Annotated in this window: 19 protein-coding genes; 4 read left to right on the top strand and 15 right to left on the bottom strand. The window is 53.1% G+C overall.

Annotation, left to right across the window (positions count from 1 at the left end; all coding sequences use genetic code 11):
- Positions 1-50 precede the first annotated feature (50 nt).
- The 7 genes from FPZ45_RS11170 to FPZ45_RS11140 all read right to left on the bottom strand — a co-directional run bounded on the left by FPZ45_RS11170 (position 51) and on the right by FPZ45_RS11140 (position 6,838).
- Positions 51-1,184, bottom strand: a complete 1,134-nt coding sequence (locus FPZ45_RS11170; protein ID WP_144701264.1) for a DUF4349 domain-containing protein — start codon at positions 1,182-1,184, stop codon at positions 51-53.
- Between the two features lie 159 nt (positions 1,185-1,343).
- On the bottom strand, positions 1,344-1,589 hold the full coding sequence (locus FPZ45_RS11165; RefSeq protein WP_144701262.1) for a hypothetical protein: 246 nt from the start codon (positions 1,587-1,589) through the stop codon (positions 1,344-1,346).
- 135 nt (positions 1,590-1,724) lie between these two features.
- Entirely contained in the window at positions 1,725-2,987 is a 1,263-nt protein-coding gene (locus tag FPZ45_RS11160; RefSeq protein ID WP_144701260.1) for an adenosylhomocysteinase, read from the bottom strand.
- Positions 2,988-3,023: 36 nt separating this feature from the next.
- Entirely contained in the window at positions 3,024-4,664 is a 1,641-nt protein-coding gene (gene bshC / locus FPZ45_RS11155; RefSeq protein ID WP_186438347.1) for a bacillithiol biosynthesis cysteine-adding enzyme BshC, read from the bottom strand.
- A 112-nt stretch (positions 4,665-4,776) separates the two neighbouring features.
- Positions 4,777-5,172 carry a DUF3397 domain-containing protein gene (locus FPZ45_RS11150; RefSeq protein ID WP_144701256.1) on the bottom strand — a complete coding sequence of 132 codons (396 nt, stop codon included), beginning with the start codon at positions 5,170-5,172 and terminating at the stop codon, positions 4,777-4,779.
- Positions 5,173-5,194: 22 nt separating this feature from the next.
- Positions 5,195-6,115: a ketopantoate reductase family protein gene (locus tag FPZ45_RS11145; protein WP_144701254.1), complete on the bottom strand. Its 921-nt coding sequence runs from the start codon at positions 6,113-6,115 to the stop codon at positions 5,195-5,197.
- Between the two features lie 81 nt (positions 6,116-6,196).
- On the bottom strand, positions 6,197-6,838 hold the full coding sequence (locus FPZ45_RS11140) for an RsfA family transcriptional regulator (RefSeq protein ID WP_144701252.1): 642 nt from the start codon (positions 6,836-6,838) through the stop codon (positions 6,197-6,199).
- A 304-nt stretch (positions 6,839-7,142) separates the two neighbouring features.
- On the opposite strand from FPZ45_RS11140, the gene FPZ45_RS11135 reads away from it, so the two are divergent.
- The gene (locus tag FPZ45_RS11135; protein WP_144701250.1) at positions 7,143-7,379 is read left to right on the top strand and encodes a DUF2626 family protein; all 237 of its coding nucleotides are present in this window, start codon (positions 7,143-7,145) and stop codon (positions 7,377-7,379) included.
- A 92-nt stretch (positions 7,380-7,471) separates the two neighbouring features.
- Here FPZ45_RS11135 and FPZ45_RS11130 read toward each other — a convergent pair whose 3' ends face one another.
- Complete coding sequence (locus FPZ45_RS11130; RefSeq protein ID WP_144701248.1) at positions 7,472-8,650, bottom strand: class I SAM-dependent methyltransferase; 1,179 nt, start codon at positions 8,648-8,650, stop codon at positions 7,472-7,474.
- Positions 8,651-8,742: 92 nt separating this feature from the next.
- Here FPZ45_RS11130 and FPZ45_RS11125 point away from each other — a divergent pair, with 92 nt between their 5' ends.
- Positions 8,743-9,828 carry a coiled-coil domain-containing protein gene (locus FPZ45_RS11125; protein WP_144701246.1) on the top strand — a complete coding sequence of 362 codons (1,086 nt, stop codon included), beginning with the start codon at positions 8,743-8,745 and terminating at the stop codon, positions 9,826-9,828.
- Here the strand turns inward: FPZ45_RS11125 and FPZ45_RS11120 are convergent.
- On the bottom strand, positions 9,825-11,117 hold the full coding sequence (locus FPZ45_RS11120; RefSeq protein ID WP_144701245.1) for an ABC transporter substrate-binding protein: 1,293 nt from the start codon (positions 11,115-11,117) through the stop codon (positions 9,825-9,827). The genes FPZ45_RS11125 and FPZ45_RS11120 overlap by 4 nt on opposite strands.
- Positions 11,118-11,262: 145 nt before the next feature.
- On the opposite strand from FPZ45_RS11120, the gene FPZ45_RS11115 reads away from it, so the two are divergent.
- Positions 11,263-11,730, top strand: a complete 468-nt coding sequence (locus FPZ45_RS11115) for a hypothetical protein (protein WP_144701243.1) — start codon at positions 11,263-11,265, stop codon at positions 11,728-11,730.
- Positions 11,731-11,737: 7 nt separating this feature from the next.
- Here the strand turns inward: FPZ45_RS11115 and FPZ45_RS11110 are convergent, their stop codons facing one another.
- Positions 11,738-13,069, bottom strand: a complete 1,332-nt coding sequence (locus tag FPZ45_RS11110) for a PhoH family protein (protein WP_144701241.1) — start codon at positions 13,067-13,069, stop codon at positions 11,738-11,740.
- Between the two features lie 201 nt (positions 13,070-13,270).
- Between FPZ45_RS11110 and FPZ45_RS11105 the strand changes: the two genes are divergently transcribed.
- On the top strand, positions 13,271-13,831 hold the full coding sequence (locus FPZ45_RS11105; protein ID WP_246120415.1) for a YhcN/YlaJ family sporulation lipoprotein: 561 nt from the start codon (positions 13,271-13,273) through the stop codon (positions 13,829-13,831).
- Positions 13,832-14,036: 205 nt separating this feature from the next.
- Here FPZ45_RS11105 and FPZ45_RS11100 read toward each other — a convergent pair whose 3' ends face one another.
- The 5 genes from FPZ45_RS11100 to FPZ45_RS11080 all read right to left on the bottom strand — a co-directional run bounded on the left by FPZ45_RS11100 (position 14,037) and on the right by FPZ45_RS11080 (position 18,412).
- Positions 14,037-15,158: an LCP family protein gene (locus FPZ45_RS11100; protein ID WP_144701239.1), complete on the bottom strand. Its 1,122-nt coding sequence runs from the start codon at positions 15,156-15,158 to the stop codon at positions 14,037-14,039.
- Positions 15,155-15,469 carry a hypothetical protein gene (locus FPZ45_RS11095; RefSeq protein ID WP_186438346.1) on the bottom strand — a complete coding sequence of 105 codons (315 nt, stop codon included), beginning with the start codon at positions 15,467-15,469 and terminating at the stop codon, positions 15,155-15,157. The genes FPZ45_RS11100 and FPZ45_RS11095 overlap by 4 nt, the downstream gene beginning before the upstream one ends.
- Before the next feature lie 47 nt (positions 15,470-15,516).
- Positions 15,517-15,819, bottom strand: coding sequence for a YlaH-like family protein (locus tag FPZ45_RS11090; RefSeq protein WP_144701237.1), 303 nt, complete (start codon positions 15,817-15,819; stop codon positions 15,517-15,519).
- A gap of 30 nt (positions 15,820-15,849) precedes the next feature.
- Positions 15,850-17,694 (bottom strand): translational GTPase TypA, encoded by a 1,845-nt coding sequence (typA, locus tag FPZ45_RS11085; RefSeq protein WP_144701235.1) that lies wholly within the window; start codon positions 17,692-17,694, stop codon positions 15,850-15,852.
- Between the two features lie 235 nt (positions 17,695-17,929).
- Positions 17,930-18,412, bottom strand: coding sequence for a hypothetical protein (locus tag FPZ45_RS11080; RefSeq protein WP_144701233.1), 483 nt, complete (start codon positions 18,410-18,412; stop codon positions 17,930-17,932).
- Positions 18,413-18,440 lie beyond the last annotated feature (28 nt).

Below are 18,440 nucleotides of genomic sequence, written 5' to 3'. Positions count from 1 at the left end.
ATAAAAATCCTGCCCCGAAGGCAGGATTTTTCAAAATTTATTTTACGAGATTAACGATTCTCATCTTTCTCATCCGGACGCTCCGGAATGGAGGCGTTTTCTTCTTGCAGCGCTTCGTTCTTCGGCGGAGCATCGGATTGTTCCGTTGCCACGAACGGCTTATTCCAGGCTTTGCGTTCCTCTTTCAAACGAATTTTCCGGGTAGCCGAACGTTTGCGCGCGATCACGTAAGTCGGCAGTCCGATCACCGCGACAACCGCAAGCACCGGCAACAACGCGGCGATGATCACGAGCAGCCACTCCCCGAATTGGCGAAGAACTTTGGCGCTGCCGGATAAGGCGTCACCGAGCCTTTGTCCGAAAGCTTTTTCGTCTTGCGGCTTATTTTTGACCAACTCGATTCCCGACGACTGGTATAACCGAAGATTCACCGTGGAAAATGTGACGTTCTGGTCGAGATAGCGAATACGCCCTTTGATCTGTTCGATTTCTTCCTGCACTTGGGCTAGCTGGTTAGAGTATTTTAATAGATCGTCCGTCTTCGTCGCTTTATCCATAAAAGAGAGCAGTCTGGCTTCTACCGTTTTTTTGGCATTAAGCCTGGCGTCGAGATCTACGTACTCCTCCGTGACGTCATTACCGTTCACTTCGCGCTCGAATTTCAAGCTCTCGATCTTCTGAAGCTTCTCCAGAAAGGACGAGAACCCTTCGGACGGAACTTTGATCACGTACGTAGCGCCGACCTCGTCCTCGTTGCGGCTATCCGAAAATTGCAGGACGAACGCTCCGCTGAGATGTATGAGGTTCATCAATTGTTCCTCGGCCGTCTTGAATCGCTCGACTTTCATGACCAATTCCGCGCGATAAATGACCTTGCGCCCATAACCCGCGTTCGCATCCGCGATCGGACCGATTCCTCCGCCCGTACCCGCGCTGGCGATTTGCACCGACGCCGCTTTGATATCCGACTCCGCCGACGTCAACGAGACTGATGCCGACGGCACAGCTTCAGCCATCGGTTGACTCGCCGCCCTTTCGGAGCGAGCCATCTTTGCGAAATCGCTGTCGCTCTTCGCGCTGCTGCTGTCCCTCGCGCTGCTGCATGCCGCGATAGACAGCAAAAGCACCACCGCCATCAGGATCAACGTTCCGTTGCGCAAACTCCGGCCTTTCCTCCCCTTCATATCGATCTCCCCTTTATTAATCGTTGCATGCTAAAAGGATAGACGCGACAGTCCAGGAAAATGTTGCTAGTTAGGGAGTGCCACCTCACGTAGTCCGACCAAACCCAACTAAATCGTGCTAATCTCCATTCCGACCTCCCATAGCCCGGCCAAACCTAACTAAACAACCTTCGACCTCACGTAGCAGATCAGGCCCACCATTGCTGCTTTTTGCAACAATGGTAAGGACAGTTTGCTGAATTGGCTCACCAATGCTGCATTTTGCGACAATGGGAGCGGCAGCGCGCAGTACAGGCCCACCATTGCTGCTTTTTGCGACAATGGGAAAGACAGCGCGCAGTACAGGCCCACCATTGCTGCTTTTTGCAACAATGGGAGCGGCAGCGCGCAGATCAGGCCCACCATTGCTGCTTTTTGCGATGGGAGGGGTGACGGGCGGATTGGACTCACCATTGTTGCTTTTTGCGACATTGGGAGGGGTGGCGGACAAATAAAAAATCCCGCTTCGCCAAAAGCGGCGAGCGGGATCTTAAATTCTATTTAGTGCGCAGTCCAGCTGTCCAAATAAGCTTTCTGCTCTTCGGACAAAGCATCGATCTGGATGCCGAGCGATTCCAGCTTCGTCCGTGCGACCAGTTCGTCAAGCTCGTACGGAACGTTGATGACCTGTTTGCCGATTTTCTCGTAGTTCTCGTTCACATAACGGAGTGCGATCGCTTGCAGGGCAAATGTCATATCCATGATCTCCGCCGGATGTCCGTCACCAGCGGCCAGGTTGACGAGGCGCCCCTCGGCAAGCACGTAGATCTTGCGGCCGTCCTTGAGCTCGTATTCTTCGATATTGCGGCGTACGACACGCTTGGATACCGACATCGCCGCAAGCTCGACCAAGTTGACCTCGACATCGAAGTGGCCAGCGTTGGACAGGATCGCGCCGTCCTTCATGTTCGCGATATGCGAGCCGCGAATGACGTCTTTGTTGCCTGTTACGGTGACGAAGAAGTCGCCGACCTTGGCCGCTTCCTCCATCGACAGCACCGTAAATCCGTCCATATAGGCTTCCACCGCGCGAATCGCGTCCACCTCGGTCACGACAACGTTCGCTCCAAGACCTTTGGCGCGCATTGCAACACCCTTGCCGCACCAACCGTACCCGTTAACGACGACCGTCTTGCCGGCGACGACCAGGTTCGTCGTCCGGTTGATGCCGTCCCATACCGACTGGCCGGTACCGTAGCGATTGTCGAACAAATACTTGCAATACGCATCGTTGACGGCTACCATTGGGAACTTCAAGGAGCCTTCTTTTTCCATCGCTTTCAAGCGAAGAATGCCGGTTGTCGTCTCTTCCGCGCCTCCGCGAATTTGCGCGAGCAAATCCTGGCGCTCCGAATGGAGGATCGATACCAGATCCCCGCCATCGTCGATAATGAGATCCGGTTTCGTCTCCAGCGTCTTGATCATCAGATCTTTATATTCTTGCGGGTCCGGATTGTACTTCGCGTAGACCGCGATTCCGTCTTCGACAAGCGCGGCGCACACATCGTCCTGGGTAGAGAGCGGATTGCTGCCGGTAATGACGACCTCCGCGCCTCCCGCTTGAACGACTTTGGCCAAATAAGCCGTTTTCGCTTCCAAGTGAAGCGAGATCGCGACCCGAAGCCCTTTAAAAGGTTGATCGCGCTCGAATTCTTTGCGAATTTGGTTCAGAACGGGCATATGTGCCTGCACCCAGTCGATCTTCAGCTTGCCTTCCGGAGCCAGCGACGGATCGCGGACAATGCTATTCAAAGCGGTTTTCACGATAGATTTCCTCCGTAGATGTCGATTTTTGTTTCATTAACCAGGCATTCCTTCCACCAACCGGTGACCGCCTTTTTCGTCAAAAGGGACGTCGCTCCACAGCTTCAGCCAATCCGGGCCGTACCGGTTCCAGAAATGCACGGTTCCGTACAGCCGTTCCTGAGGTTTATCGAGCGGCGATAACGATTGCCTGATCCGATCCCACTGCCGAAGCGATGCTTCGTGACGCTTGGCGATCGCGTCCGTGGAACGCGTCTCGAGGTAGGCGATTTGCTCCAGAATTTTATCGCGGTTGGATTCCGCCAATCCCGCCATCCCCGGCTGTACCTTCGAGACGGTATCCATCAGCGGCGCATACAGCTCGCGGAATCGTTCCTTGACATCGCGGAACCGCTCTTCCAGACGCCATTCGTCCTGCTTCCCTAGCCATTCCGCTCTTCTGCTCTCCCAATCGACGATCGCTTCTTCCACGGTAAGCGAATATTTACTCAGCAGCTTAACAATAGCCGGCTCGATGTAAGTAAACGATTGCCTTGGGAGCAGAATTGGCATGGACATGCCAAACTCCTTAAACGCAGGGCCTAGAATGCCCCAGTAAGCAATTTCCGAAGGCCCGAGAACGGCCGCCAATACGGGTAGTACGAAATCTTGCATAAGCGGGCGCGTCAATGCGTTCGTGCTTAATAAATCGGGGCGGGTTGCCGACAATTCGATCATTTCTCCGCAAGTATAGGAGACATTGCCCCTGCGGTCGGTGAAACTGCCCTTGTCTTTATGGAGCAGCAGTCTTCCTTGCTCGTGATGAAGGAATAGGTTCGCGCTTCCCGGAGTCGTCTCCGCCTGAAGCTTGAAGCCCATTTCGGAGACGTGGCTTTCTCCGGTCTTCAGCGCCGCCGCCAAGTCGTCATTACGAAGCATCAGCTCGCGGAACATCGGCCCTTCGAGTGCCCGCAAATCGGGATCGTCGGCGTCCATCAAGACGAGTCCCATGTCACCGAACCAGTCCGCGAGCAGTCGGGCAAACGCGAGACTCAGGGACGGCGCATCCGCGACGTGGCTCTGCAGTCGATCAAGAAGCCGGGGCTTGAATTCCGTATCCGGCAATTGCTCTGCAAGCTCCTGCAGCGCAGTAGCCCATTGCTCCTCCGAGACTGGAGTCCGGGTAACCGCAAGCCGCGGCCCATCCGGACGTTCGATTCTAACTCTTCTAACCTCGCCGCTGGCGACTTGCACGTTCACGTGGTTCGCCTCGTCGAAGTCGTGATCTTCCCCTGCGATCCAGAACAGCGGAACGACGGGTCTCGAAAGTCTCCGCTCCGCGTCGCGAGCGGCTTGTATAACCGATAGTGCTTTGTAAAAAATAAGCAGAGCCCCGCCGAACAATCCGGCCTGCTGGCCTCCGACGACGACAAGGCAATCTTCCCGCTCTAATTTGGCGAGAGAGTTTTCCGTTTCCTTACCGCCGGGCAATCCGCGATGATATTTTCTCACGACGTCGGCAATCTGCTTTAAATTTGCCCGTTTGTTTGCATTAGCGTCGAGCCAAGCGGCTCTGTCCACCCATGCCCGTTCGTTCGACGGATGACTGCCGAATAACTCGCATACTTGCGAGTCTCCCAATCTATAACGCTCGGCCAATGAAGAAGAATTGGATTCGATAAAAGATGTAATGTTCAAAGGGAAGTGTCCCCCGATCTGTCGTTGTGCCATTCAAAATCGATTGTACACAACAGCAGACCGATCGTCAAAAGGTTTAGAACACGGGGCGGAAAAGACGGCTTTCGCAGCTTTAAGCTTTGGTTGCCGGAAAAATGATCGCCAGCAACATCAACGGAACGTATAGAACAGTCAGACCGAAAAAGGACAGCCGCCAGACGGAGCGCACCAATTTACGCGCATCAACCTTTCCTTTGACCCGGTTTTGCGCACTTCCGATCAATCCTCCGCCGATCAGCATGACGAGAATAAGGAAAAACGGACCAAAGCTTGTATGTAACCGAAGATTAAGCAACATAGCCACGCAGCCGAACAGAAATACGGTCGTGATGTCCATCGCGAGCCGAATCGCAGGCTTGCGTTCCAACCCTCGGTACGACGCTACGATGTACACGAGAAGAAATGGGATAATGGGAACAGTCGCCAAAAAAGCGTAAGAGTGAACTAGCGCGTTCCAAATGGAGCTCATAGGTCACCTCGTCTCCGATAAATTAATAGATCGCCTTGACCATCGCCGTTACCGCGTCGTTCCATGGCGCCGTCAAGCCTTGCTCGGCCGCCATTCGCGAAATGGCGCCGTTGATGCTATCGATCTCCGTCGGTCTGCCCGCAATGACGTCTTGCAGCATGGAAGACCGGTTGTTTCGCGTCGCTTCGCACACACCCAAGACGACGTTCCACGAATCGGATTTATCGCTTAACCCGTATCCGCTTAAAATACCGAACGTTTCTTCGAAAAGGGCTCTCATCAATTCCAGACGATGCTGTGTTGCCGTCAACTCGCCATTCGGTACTCGCAAAATCGCCGTCAGCGGATTGATAACCGCATTCACGAGCAATTTGCGCATAATTGCTTCTTTCAACTGTTTCGACAAAAAAACGGAAAATCCTGCCTCCTTCAGCATCTCTTCGACCGATCTTATGCGGTTTCTGTCCATGTCGCCGTCATCGCCAATGCGAATATCTCCATGGCCCGTATGACGGACGGTCGTGTCGTTTATTCTAAGCGCTCCTTCTGTCGTCAGCGCCGTCAACAGCGTTCGGCCAGGCAGCGCGTTCCTAAGCAACTCCTCATGTCCGATCCCGTTCTGGAAGAGGACGATCGTCCCCTCGGGAGGAACAATACCTGCCAACCGCTCGAGGAACGAAGGTGTCAGCGCCGTTTGTTTGACGGCTAATAGAACGATTCCCTCGCCGATATTCCGGATATCCTCCAACGCTTGGGCTTCTATTTCGATCCGTCGGGAACGACCGCCGTCGTTTTCCTCCAACGTCAGCCCTTCGGCGGTGAGTCGGGCGGCTTGCTCGCGCGTTCTTGTCCAGACGACGCATTCGATTCCCGCCGCCCTCAACCTGCCTGCCAGCAATAAGCCCAACGAGCCGCCTCCCAACACCGCTACCGATCCGTTCATCCGATCTCCCCCTCGTCTTATGAGTTAAAGATACCAAAGCAAAACCCGCGAGGATAGTCCTCGCGGGTTCGGTCATATCGCTTATTCGATTCTTTCGAGATTGCCGTTCGCATCCATCTTGAATCTCGCACGGTCTTCATCCGCTTCCTCGGAAAGGAAAGCGAGCCGCCTGGCGCGGTCCATGATCCGAATCAGCGCTTTATAATCGTCGTTAACGACCTGATAATCCGTCTGGACTTCGTTAACTTCCTTGGACAAGCGATCGTTCGTCTCGGTCAATTCATGCAGCCGCTCGTCTTTCTCTTTCAATTCTTTCTCGAGCTGGCGAATCTGCCTGCTCATTTCTTGAACGGTATTTTTCCATTGGCGCAAATAGCGGATAATCGATTCGAGCGACATCGACTCCGGGGAAAGCAATTCGGCTTTGCCGCCTTCGCCTTCTTCAACGATCAGATTTTCCGTACCGGAAATAGTAATCCCTTGTTTTTTGAGATAATTTCGTTTCTGTCGTTGCTGCTTGGCAATTCCAATCGCCTCGTTATATCTTTTGCGGACACAGCTATTCCATCTAAAACCGCATGCGGCGGAAGTGCGGGCGATTCGTTGCCCCACTTCTTCAAATGCGGATAATTGGGTGCTGCCATCGCGGATATGGCGCAAGGTAACCTCCGCCAAGATCAGGTCGTCATCCGGACTCCATGCGTCTTGCCTCACAGCCGTCATGGGTGCCCTTCCCTCCTTAAACATCGCTATATTTTGCTGCTTTCTTCATTTCTATGCCCGTAGAAGAATTCATAGAATCTATCGGATACTTCTATTTATATCCATATTCCGGCTCGCTATACCTTTTACGGGCAAAATGGACGTCTCGCAACCTTATGCATAATCAGCCGGGCGGACGTCAATATTAAGCGGCGAACGAAAAGTTTGCCGATTCGTCACGACTTTGTTGGTTTACACGCTCTAGTCCAACCGTTATAATATGCTTTAGAAAATCGTCTTGCGTGTGATGAGAGGGGTATTAACGATGGCACGGATGTTTAGGGTCCTTGGTTTCTGGACACTGGCGATTGCCCTAATGGCGTTTGCGGGCGACATGTACGAATTCGCATTGTTGTTCTTCGTTCAAACCGCCGTTTTCTTCCTGGTTGGATACTTGAATCTTACCGAACGGACATACCTTATGGTATTCTGGAGCTACATGGTGTTGGCATTCCTCGGATTCACGTATTGGACCGTATTCGAGATGGGTATACCCGTATAACCTTCGCGAACGCATACATACGTTGATTTCCAACGGCAAGAGGCTGTTTCCCGTCATCACTGACGCGGAAGCAGCCTCTTGCCTTTATCACGTTATTCGATTACGAAAATTTGGACTTTGAACAGCTCGCTCATGCCATCGGACAGCAGAAGTTGGCGGATTGCCCGGTTGCGCCGAACGACCGGATGGAACGGATCTTCATGCGAATGCGCGCTAAGTTGTTCCAGTATGCCGGCTTCGAGTAAAAAACGTTTCTGCGTGCCGTACCAGATCTCCTTCCCACCGTTCCCTTCGACCGATCTGCGAATATGGCTGAAGTTCACGTGAGCGGTCAAATCCTGCTCGCCGGGATCGCGATACGGATCGTTGTGCGCCCGATGCTCGCGGTAACAAAGCAGCGTACCGTCCATCCGATGAGGGGCCGTCAATTCCTCCGCCTCGTCCCCGTAGTCGATCAATATGAGCAAAGACCTTTGCAGACGGCCAGCCAAACCCGACGCCCATGAAGCCCCATCTAGGTTAACCTCGATCGTTTGACCGTCGAGCAGCTTAATGCCTTGTTCGTCCATCCACTCTTCGAGAGCGGGATTGACCTCCTTCATCAGGCACGGTACGGGGAGTCGCTTGCTCTCTTCCCAAGCGACTCCCCACTCCATCACTTTCCCGCTTTTATTGACGATACGATGAACGGGGAATGCATCCAGCAATTCGTTGGCGACGACGAAGATCGGATGTTCTGAGTGAAAAAGGCTCTCCGCTTCCCGCTCGTCGATCACCCTCGCCTTGCCCGATCGAATAAAAGGCTCCAACTCTCGTTCCGCCGCTTTCCGGTGTTCCGGATTTCCTTCAATTATCGTCGCAGTGAACGTTCTGCCGCACCGGTCGACGGAAGCGGCTCCCTCGTTCGGCGAATACCATGCATCCATCATCTGTCGGCTTAAGCGCCCCGTTCCTCCGCCCCAGTCGACAATCTGAATCGTGTCATCCAGCGGGAACAGCTCGAACGCCAGCCGGGAAAGACGCGATGCGAGCTGTACGCCCATAACGTCCCCGATGAACGCGCTAGTATAGAAATCTCCTTCGCGTCCGATCCGTGAATTCCCGGTGCGATAATAGCCAAATTCGGGATGATAGAGACAAAGCGTCATATACTGATGAAAGGGGATAGCGGACAACTCGTTGCCATCTGCCGATATTCCGGTTCGGCCGCTGCTGCGTATCACGTCTTCGATAACGGCAGTAAGAGGCGTTTCCTGACGAGCAGTCTTCATTTCTTCCGCAACCTTTCCGAAGCGATATGGTCATATTATAATAGCATAGGATAAACGCATGCGGCCCGCACATCACGAAAGGAGTGACTCCGATGCGACGTCATCTAATATCGGCTCTCGCGATCGCCGCGTTATTCGTGTTGTTTTCCCGCAGCGGGGCGTTCTTCCCCGTTTACGCGGAGCCTTACCCCGAGGATACGAGAAAACTACTCGAGAAGAGCTTATCCGTAACGGAACTCGACCGGGAGATCGAGCGCATATCGGGACTTAAAGGCAAAACCCAGGCCGATATCGACCAGAGCCAGCGGCGCTTAGCCGAGCAAGAAATCGCGATCGCTGCGCAAAGAGAAAAATCCGGTCGTGTTTTACGCTCCTATTATATGGGTTACAGAGATTTCTGGCTTTCCGCCTTGATGAATGCCAATTCTCTGTCCCAAGTAATTAAAGTCTGGGATACGATGGATATGATTATTCAATCGGACCGCCAAATCATGGATGCTTATGCAACAAACTATCGGAACTTAAAACAAGGTTACGAGCAGCTTCGCCGTGATAAGGAAGATCTCGCATCGGTAGAGAAAGAGCTTATCGCGCAACGGGAGCGCATAACCTCGCTGAGGAACGATCTGAATCAAGAACTCGCATCCCGCGATGATGAACAACTTCTGCGGCGATTGATGGATGAGCTTCAAGCTTATTGGAAGAATGTCGGACTATACGAAGTCAAGCAATATTTCAAGGCGCTTGCCGCCGCGATGCAGAACTTACCCGATTACGTAAAAGACACACCAGGCATTATCAGTACAAGCGGATTAAAAGCCAAGCTTACTTTAACGGATGCTCAACTCAACGATTTCCTGAGAAAAGAAGATAGCCGCTTCGACGATTTCGCGTTTACATTCGATGATGGTCTGCTGACGATGGTAGGCGATAACGGGCACCTTCAAGTCAAAATACAAGGACGGTATACGATCGAAGACGAGCCGGAAAACGCGATTCGCTTCCATGTCGACACGCTCATCTTTAACGGATTGGCATTGCCCGACACGACCAGAGCGGACTTGGAACGCGAATTCGACTTGGGATTCTATCCTCAGAAGTTGATTAAGTATGTAAAGGCGCGTAGCGTGGACATGGAAAACGGACAATTAACCGTCGAGCTTGCGATCGGCGGTTAGTGATCCGAATCCCCGAACCATTGCTTTTCCCAATCGGCCGTACTCATCGCTCCAATAGCCAACTTCCTCCATAATTCGCCGTCAACACCCAGACGTTCGGCCATATTCGGTCCCGACACGACAGGCGCCCGGTTGGGGAAAGAATCGCCGTTCCTTCCGGACAGTAGGTTCGAAAGCTGTCTGTCGCTGTCGTAGAGCGAACGGTATACGGGGAGCTTATTATTTTCCGCCAGATTCGTCAGTTGGGCTTGGTCACCCGTCATATCCGCGATCCAGGCGCTGGCTGCCTCTTCCGCTTTCGTGTGCGAAGAAATGACATAACTGCTGCCGCGAGGCCATATAAAAGGCAATGCCCAAAAACGATAGTCAATCGTCAGCTCGGCCCCGGTGGCCGATTGCTCACTTGCCTCCAACTCCTCCGCGATTGAATACGGAACGACAGCAGCCAGCACGGTTCCGCTCTCAAGCATCCGCATCGCCTCAGCTCCGTCGTCGCTCAGTCGGAGGTTTGCCCTTTGCTGTTCCAACAGCTCCATCGCCCGCTCCAGTGAAGTGCCTGTCCACGACTTTCGATCGCGCTTCCACAAGGGCTCGCTCGGCTCGTTCGCGGCATTGTCGAGCCATGCCGATAGCGCGAGAGGATCGTTGCGATCAATCGCCAGCCATGACTTTTCTCCTTGCGAGAGCTCGCTCGCTTCCGCAACGGTAGACCATTGCTCAAGCGTTAAGGGCAGTTCCACGTTGTCGCCAAGCCATTGGCGCAGCAAATCCCTGTTCCATACGAGCACGTACGGGTCCATGTCGCGGGGAACGCCCCACAAATAATCGTTCCACTTCAAAGGAGCGAGCAGCGCCTCGAATTGTTCGGAAAGGGACTTTCCCGTGAATGCGGCGTTGGCCGGAAGCAAAAAACCCGAAGAAGCAAACTCCGTTACCCATTCATTAGACAGAAGCATGACATCTGCGGCATCCTCCAGTTCGGAAGCGAGCTTGTAAACCTCATACGCCCGATCCGGGTCCAACCTCTTCAATTCGATTTTAATGTCGGGATGACGGAACATAAAGTCGTTGTTTTGATTCGCTAGGGAATAGAACTGTTCCTCATCCAGCGCCGCCTCGATCTTTAAATAAGAAGTTTCGGCGACAATCTCGGGCTCTATGGCGACCATTTCCTCCGGTTGGACCGCTATGAGCGGCGAAGACGGAGACGGAGCATCCGCCCACGGAGACAACAGCAAAACCATAATGCTGAGCAACAGGAATACTAGGGCCATCTTGCGGCGCGCCATAGCCTTCACCTTTTTTCGTCAAGTCGTTATTAACATCGCTCTCATCATGATAACAGGACTGGCGCTTCCCTGTCTCCCTTTTTTAGTAAGCGCTTTATCGGTTATGATAAAAAAAACCTTTCGGACGGAAAATGGGGGAGCTTGCATGATTCCGCAACGCAAATTCGGTTTGGAGATTTACGGGGGACGCGCGCAGGAGATCGCAGCGAGGACGTCGCCATTCGACTCGTACGACGAGCTGTTGATTCTGGAATCCGAGGAACATCTTCATTCCGTCCTCGTACTGCTTGATCGTCTGAAGGAGCCTTACGAGCGCTGCGAGTTATTGTGGCTCGGTACGGATACATGGGACCGCGGGGAACTTTTTGCGGATTACGCCTTCGTGACCGACCGGGGGAACGTTTATGTCGATTTGAAGACTGTCGCTATGTTCTCCTTGCATGCGGCCAAACCGGACGCGGAACCCGCTCCGGCTTGGCTGCAATTGCAAGAGCACCTGATTGGAAGCGTGACGTCCGTAGGCATCCCACTCCTCTTGATCGACCGTCAGCTAACGGAGCTCGCGGACAAGATCGCCCGCGTATACGGCTGTTCTGCCGAATGGCATGATTAGGCGTTCCTTACAGCCTCTCAGTCGCGAGCTGGGCGAGCCGGGAGCGCTCCCCTTTCTCCAAGGTGACATGTCCGCTGATCCCTTCTTCCCTGAACCGTTCGACCAGATATGTCAGTCCGTTACTCTGGGAGTCCAGATAGGGGTGGTCGATCTGCTCAGGATCGCCGAGAAGCACGATTTTGCTATGCTCGCCGACGCGGGACACGATCGTTTTGACCTCGTGCTTGCTTAGATTTTGCGCTTCGTCGATGATGATAAATTGTCCGGGAATCGATCTTCCGCGAATATAAGTGAGCGCTTCGACCTGGATACTGCCCATCCCCATCAAAATTTTGTCCAGATCTCCGGCTTTCTTCGTATCGAACAAAAACTCCAGATTATCGTAAATCGGCTGCATCCATGGACGCAGTTTCTCTTCTTTCTCCCCGGGCAAATAACCGATATCCTTGCCCATCGGCACGACCGGCCTGGCGATCAACAGCTTCTTGAAGCGATGCTCGTCTTCCACCTTCATCAATCCGGCTGCCAGCGTGATCAATGTTTTACCCGTTCCCGCGCGTCCCGTCAGCGTAACCAACGGGATGTCGTCGTTCAGCAGAAGCTCGAGCGCCATTCTTTGTTGGGCGTTGCGCGCCGTTATCCCCCATACCGGATCGTTGCTCATATGGAGCGGCTCCAGACGTTTGCCGTCGGGAGTCGTCTTCAGAAGCGCGGATTTGGAAGTGCCCATCTCATCCCGCAAGATGACGAACTCGTTAGGATGAAACTTGATTTTATCCCCCAATTGATTGACGTTCAGAGTCCGGTTCGAATAAAATTCGTCGATCACGGACGGATGCACGTGCAGCGTCGAATGTCCGCTGTATTGATCCGTTACCGACATAACTTGATCCGATAAATAATCCTGGGCAGTAATTCCGAGCACGTCCGCCTTCACCCGAACGAGGACATCTTTGCTGACTAGAATGACGGGACGTGGATCTTCGCTTTCCTGTTCTTCCATATGATAGTTGAGCGCCACCGCCAAAATTCGGTTATCATTCGTCATTTCCCCGAACATCTCCTGTACTTTGACGAAGAGGCGATGGTTCATCTCTACTTTAAGCAGCCCTCCGCTCGGGAGTGGTACTCCGGCATGAAGCTGTCCCTGCGCCCTGATATCGTCAAGCTCCCGCGAGATGTTGCGGGCATTGCGCCCAATTTCGTCGGCAAGCCGCTTCTTGGAGTCGATTTCCTCCAATACGACGGAGGGAATGATCACTTCGTTGTCGTCGAAAGCAAACAAGGAGAGCGGATCATGCAGCAGCACATTCGTGTCCAGAACATAAATTTTACGCATAGGGTTTCCCTCCCGGTTTGAATTTGGGCGAACTCGGATTTCGCTCAAATTTCTCCAAAGCATTTAGTTACATATCGGCCGCGCGACAGGGAAACAATATGAGCATCGCAAGCTTTTCCTGAGATTTACCGAACGTCGTGGACCGTTACGGTCCACATCGGTTGATCCGGGCATCCCTCCATATCAGGGTGGTGAACATCTATGAAAAAGTCCAAAATCGCAACTTGCGCGACCGCAACCGTGATGATCCTCATGCTGTCGCTCGGTTTGGCTGGCTGCGGCAACAAACAGGCGGCCCCGCCACCCGTAGGCAACGGGCCGCGCGCGCAAGCGTTGGACGGTACACCGAACGTTAACGAAGGCGCTCCGGTAAACGTTGCCGCCCACCTGGAATCGCTCGCCCGCAGCGTGGAAGGCGTTCAGAACGCCAACTGCGTCGTCTTCGGTAATTACGCGATCGTCGGCATCGACGTCGACGAGAAGATGGAGCGCACCCAAGTCGGGACGACCAAGTATGCCGTCGCCGAGGCTTTACGCAAAGATCCTTATGGCGTCGACGCGCTCGTAACCGCGGATATCGATATGGGCCAACGGCTTCGCGAAATCCGCGCCGACATGATGAACGGCCGTCCGATCTCCGGTTTTGCCGAAGAGCTCGCCGATATCGTCGGTCGTCTCGTTCCGCAAATCCCGCGGAACATCATTCCTCCGAAAACTCCGGAGGATACGGGGACACCCCCTCAGCAACAGCTCGAAAAATGACAAAAAGCCCAGTGGAAGTCACTGGGCTTTTCTCATGACCGCAACCCGCTGGGAACAGGAACCCGAGCGGTCGGTCCGAACGTATGCGATTAAAGTAAAATTCATTGCTGTCATCAGCAGCCCTCCTAAGAGGTTTACTGATGTTAGTATACCATAACGAAGTTCTGATTCCAACGGGACTCGCGTTAGGTCCGCCACTGCCGTATCATTGGGGCGAAGGCGGAGACGATGCGGAGTCCTCGCCGGCAGCAGGTCGACCCTCCGGATTTAACTCCTCCGCGAGCGCCTTCTTCGCATCTTTCAGCTTGTCCTCGTCCAAGTAGACGTAAGGACTTTTCCAAGTGCCCGGGAGAGGAATAAATCGGATATCCGATCGATTAATGCCGAAGTAAGTCGCGATGATATTCTCGATCTGAGCTTTCGGGATATCCGTTCTTATGTTGTCGCCGACGGCGTTCAAAATGTCGTCGACCTTTGAGATGCTGCTGAAAGATTTCAGCTTATCCGTAATCGCACCGAGTACTTGGCTTTGCCTTTCGTTGCGCTCGAAATCGCTGGATTCGGCCGTCGGCTTGAACCCGCGGTTGTGGTTCGATTTACGGTAACGGACGAAACCGAGTGCCTGCTCTCCTTTGAGAGGCTGTTCGCCTTTCTTCAGATCGATGTTCGTGCCGTCGACGGAATCGATATACCGCATATCTTTATCGACGGTTACCGTTACGCCGCCGAGCGCGTCCACGACGTCCACGAAGCCTTGGAAATCGAGCACGGCCGTGTAATCGATCGGAATATCGAAAAACTTGGAGAGCATAAGCCGAGTCTCGTCCCGCGCATATCCGACGAGCTTGTCCTTCTCGAGCTTCTCCTTATTGCGCCCGTTCATATAGAACGCGGCATAATAAGCGTTCGCTTTGTGCTTCTTGTACCCATCCAGGTTTAGATCGCTGTCGCGCGGAATCGATACGACCGTCGCGGTTTTGGTCACCGGATTAAATGCCGCCACCATCATGACATCGGTATTCATGCTTCCGGTCTCGCTGCGAGTGTCCAGTCCGAGAAGCGTCAGGGAGATCGGCTTCACCTGTGCCCGTTCTTCCGCTGGAATCACGATGGCTCCGTTGCCTTCTTCAGGCTTGGCGATTTTCGTCAAATTTTTGTCTCCGACGATATATAAATACCCGACATAGGCAACCAACGCCAGAATGATGACGCCCAGCAAAATAAAGAAGAATCTTCCCCAACGGAATTTCTTCTTTCCTGGCTTCGAAGCTTTAGGCGCCGGAGCGCGGTTTTTATTTCGCGAAGGCAATGGTGTATCCTGACTCAAACCGTATCCTCCTCATCCTCTACGCCGGACAGCGTTTCCTCCTCGTTCGGCTGCCCGAACATATCACGATTCAGTTGTTGTACGGCTTCCTGATCGAACCACACGGTTCGGACCGAACCATCCGTTTTCGTATAGGTTACATATACTTTTCCCGCTTCCTCGGAGCTGACGTCGAAAGTCGCCAGTTCGTGATCTTCCGACAAAATTCCAGCGAAAAAAGCAAGAGTCTCCCGTGCCGCTCCGTCTTCCGGACGGGCGGCCAGGATCATCTTCATCTGCAGCCAGTAGAATAGCGCATCCATAAGCGACATAGCGTTTACTCCTCTCCCAAGGGAAACGTTGTTTGTTGCGACAATAACTAGTTGACCCTTGAAGAGCTGTCCTTTTTGTTATTGCGATAGGTTTTGCGCTTATCGTACATTTGGCGCATCCTCAGCAAGGCCATCATCGCTACCGCGACGGCCATGCATTGGATGATCGGAAGCTTGTCAAGCTGCAGCAGGAGCAGTACCAAGCAACCAATCGCCAATACAACGTGAACGAGAATTTCTTTCAGAAGGGGAAGCTTCCCCATTCTGAATACGGAATTGAAAATATAGATCGTACAGGCGACGATGAGCAGATAGGAGATGACCGGATGGTCGTGGAACCACATCTGCATGAAAATCCCCCCTTAGACGATTCCGTACGGTTATACGCCGGACTCTGCCGCTACACGGCGTTGCTTTTCGGCTCTGTCCCGCTCGCTCTTGTTCAACACTTTTTTGCGGAGTCTGATGCTCTTCGGCGTAATCTCGCAAAGCTCGTCGTCGTTCAAGTATTCGAGCGCTTCTTCAAGCGACATCAAGCGCGGAGATTTCAACTTGACCGTATCTTCCTTATTGGCCGTACGGATATTGTTCAACGCTTTTTCTTTACAAATGTTAACGATGATGTCGGTATCGCGGGTATGCTCGCCGACGATCATCCCTTCGTAGACATCGAGACCAGGCTCGAGGAACAAAATGCCGCGGTCTTCGACCGACAACATGCCGTACATCGTTGATTTGCCCGTCTCGCTGGCGATCAGAACGCCTTGATGGCGTCCGCCGACTTGGCCGCTAATTACCGGTCCGTAGTTGTCGAAAGCGTGGTTCATGACGCCGTATCCGCGAGTCAACGTCAAGAAGTTCGTCCGGTAGCCGATCAAGCCGCGCGCGGGAATCAAAAATTCCAGACGCACCTGGCCGTTGCCGTTATTGATCATGTTGACCATCTCGGCTTTACGCGTGCCGAGGCTCTCCATGACCGCTCCCATGCTTTCCTCCGGTACGTCGATAAGCAGACGTTCGATCGGTTCGCATTTGACGCCGTCGACGACTTTCATGATAACTTCAGGCATGGAAACTTGCAGTTCAAAGCCTTCGCGGCGCATGTTCTCGATCAGAATACCGAGATGAAGCTCACCGCGGCCGCTGACGACGAATGCGTCAGGGCTATCCGTCTCTTCGACTCTCAAGCTGACGTCGGTTTCGATTTCCTTGAACAACCGCTCGCGCAGCTTGCGGGAAGTAACCCACTTGCCTTCACGTCCGACGAACGGGCTGTTGTTGACGAGGAACGTCATTTGCAGCGTCGGCTCATCGATCGCAAGCACAGGCAGAGCTTCCGGATTCGCCGGATCGGCGATCGTCTCCCCGATATTGATCTCCTTCAAGCCGGCGATGGCGACGATATCGCCAGCAGCCGCTTCCTCGACCTCGATGCGCTTCAGTCCTTGGAAGCCGAACAGCTTCTCGATCCGGGCTTGCTTAACCGCGCCTTCCCGATCGATCACGGCGACGACTTGTCCTTGACGGATACGACCGCGGTTCACGCGACCGATCGCGATCCGTCCCAAATATTCGTTATAGTCAAGAAGCGTAACTAGAAATTGCAGTGGCTCGTCCGGGTTTTCCTTCGGCGAAGGAATACGGTCGAGAATCATTTCGTACAACGGTTCCATCGTCTCTTTCAGATCGTCCGGCGAATTGCCCGCGATGCCGTTTAATCCCGACGCGTAGACGACTGGGAATTCCAATTGATCGTCGGAAGCCTCAAGCTCGATGAACAGTTCGAGCACTTCGTCGATAACTTCGGCCGGACGCGCTGCCGGACGGTCGATCTTGTTGACGACTACGACCGGCGTAAGGCCTTGCTGTAGCGCTTTGCGAAGAACGAATTTCGTCTGAGGCATACAGCCTTCGAACGCATCGACGACAAGGAGAACGCCGTCGACCATTTTCATGATCCGCTCCACCTCGCCGCCGAAATCGGCGTGTCCGGGCGTATCCACGATATTGATTAACGTGTCTTTGTAATTAATAGCCGTATTCTTAGCCAGAATCGTGATGCCGCGTTCCCGTTCGATGTCATTCGAGTCCATTGCGCGTTCTTGCAATTGTTCGTTGTCGCGGAATGTTCCCGATTGGCGAAGCAATTGGTCGACCAAAGTCGTTTTGCCGTGGTCAACGTGGGCAATGATTGCGATGTTGCGAATTTTGTCTCTTGAATGCATAGTTCCACTCCTTGTTATTCTCTGTTTATATGCGATCCCCGCGGGAAGATAATTCCGTTTTCCGTCGGGTTCACTTTAACCACAAAACAAAACGTCGACACGAGGCCGACGTTAATAAGCATCACCGGTACGAACGACGCAGCACGAAACTGAAAGCATTCGCTGGTCCTCATCCCTTCTATTATACGCTACGTTCATTGAAAAGCCAACAAATTTGTGAACGAATTGCGCAAATTCACCAAGCTTTCGGACGGCGGATGACTAGCCATACCCCGAACAAAATCAATACGGCCGCTAGTAAATAGATCCCCCAGGTCCATAATAAAGTCATGCAAAATAGCAGCAGAGATATCGCGGCGAGCCCGACGGAAGCTAGCCACATCTGTTTGGAGCGGCTGAATCCGAATACGTAATACTCATACAAACCGACCGCGACCGCAAACGGGAATAGCGGCCACATATACTTCATTAATCCCCAGCCAAACCAGTTGCCGATGAGCAAAATCACCGAAACGACGGTTAGAATGCCCGCAGGAATCAATGCGACCGACGGCACCATGCGTCCGAAATAGAGAACGTGCAGCAACACGCCGGGAATCAATATAAATAGAGGCCAAAAAATAGCGCTAAGAACCGAAAAAACACCTAATTTGCCTAGAAGAATTATCAATCCCACAGCCACGACACCGATTCCGACTGCGGCGGATTGTCTGTTCACGATGGCTCCCCCACTTCATCCCATACTC

The sequence above is a fragment of the Cohnella terricola genome, from assembly GCF_007786475.1.
Lineage (GTDB): Bacteria > Bacillota > Bacilli > Paenibacillales > Paenibacillaceae > Cohnella > Cohnella terricola.
This window is presented reverse-complemented; position numbering and strand designations above follow the sequence as displayed.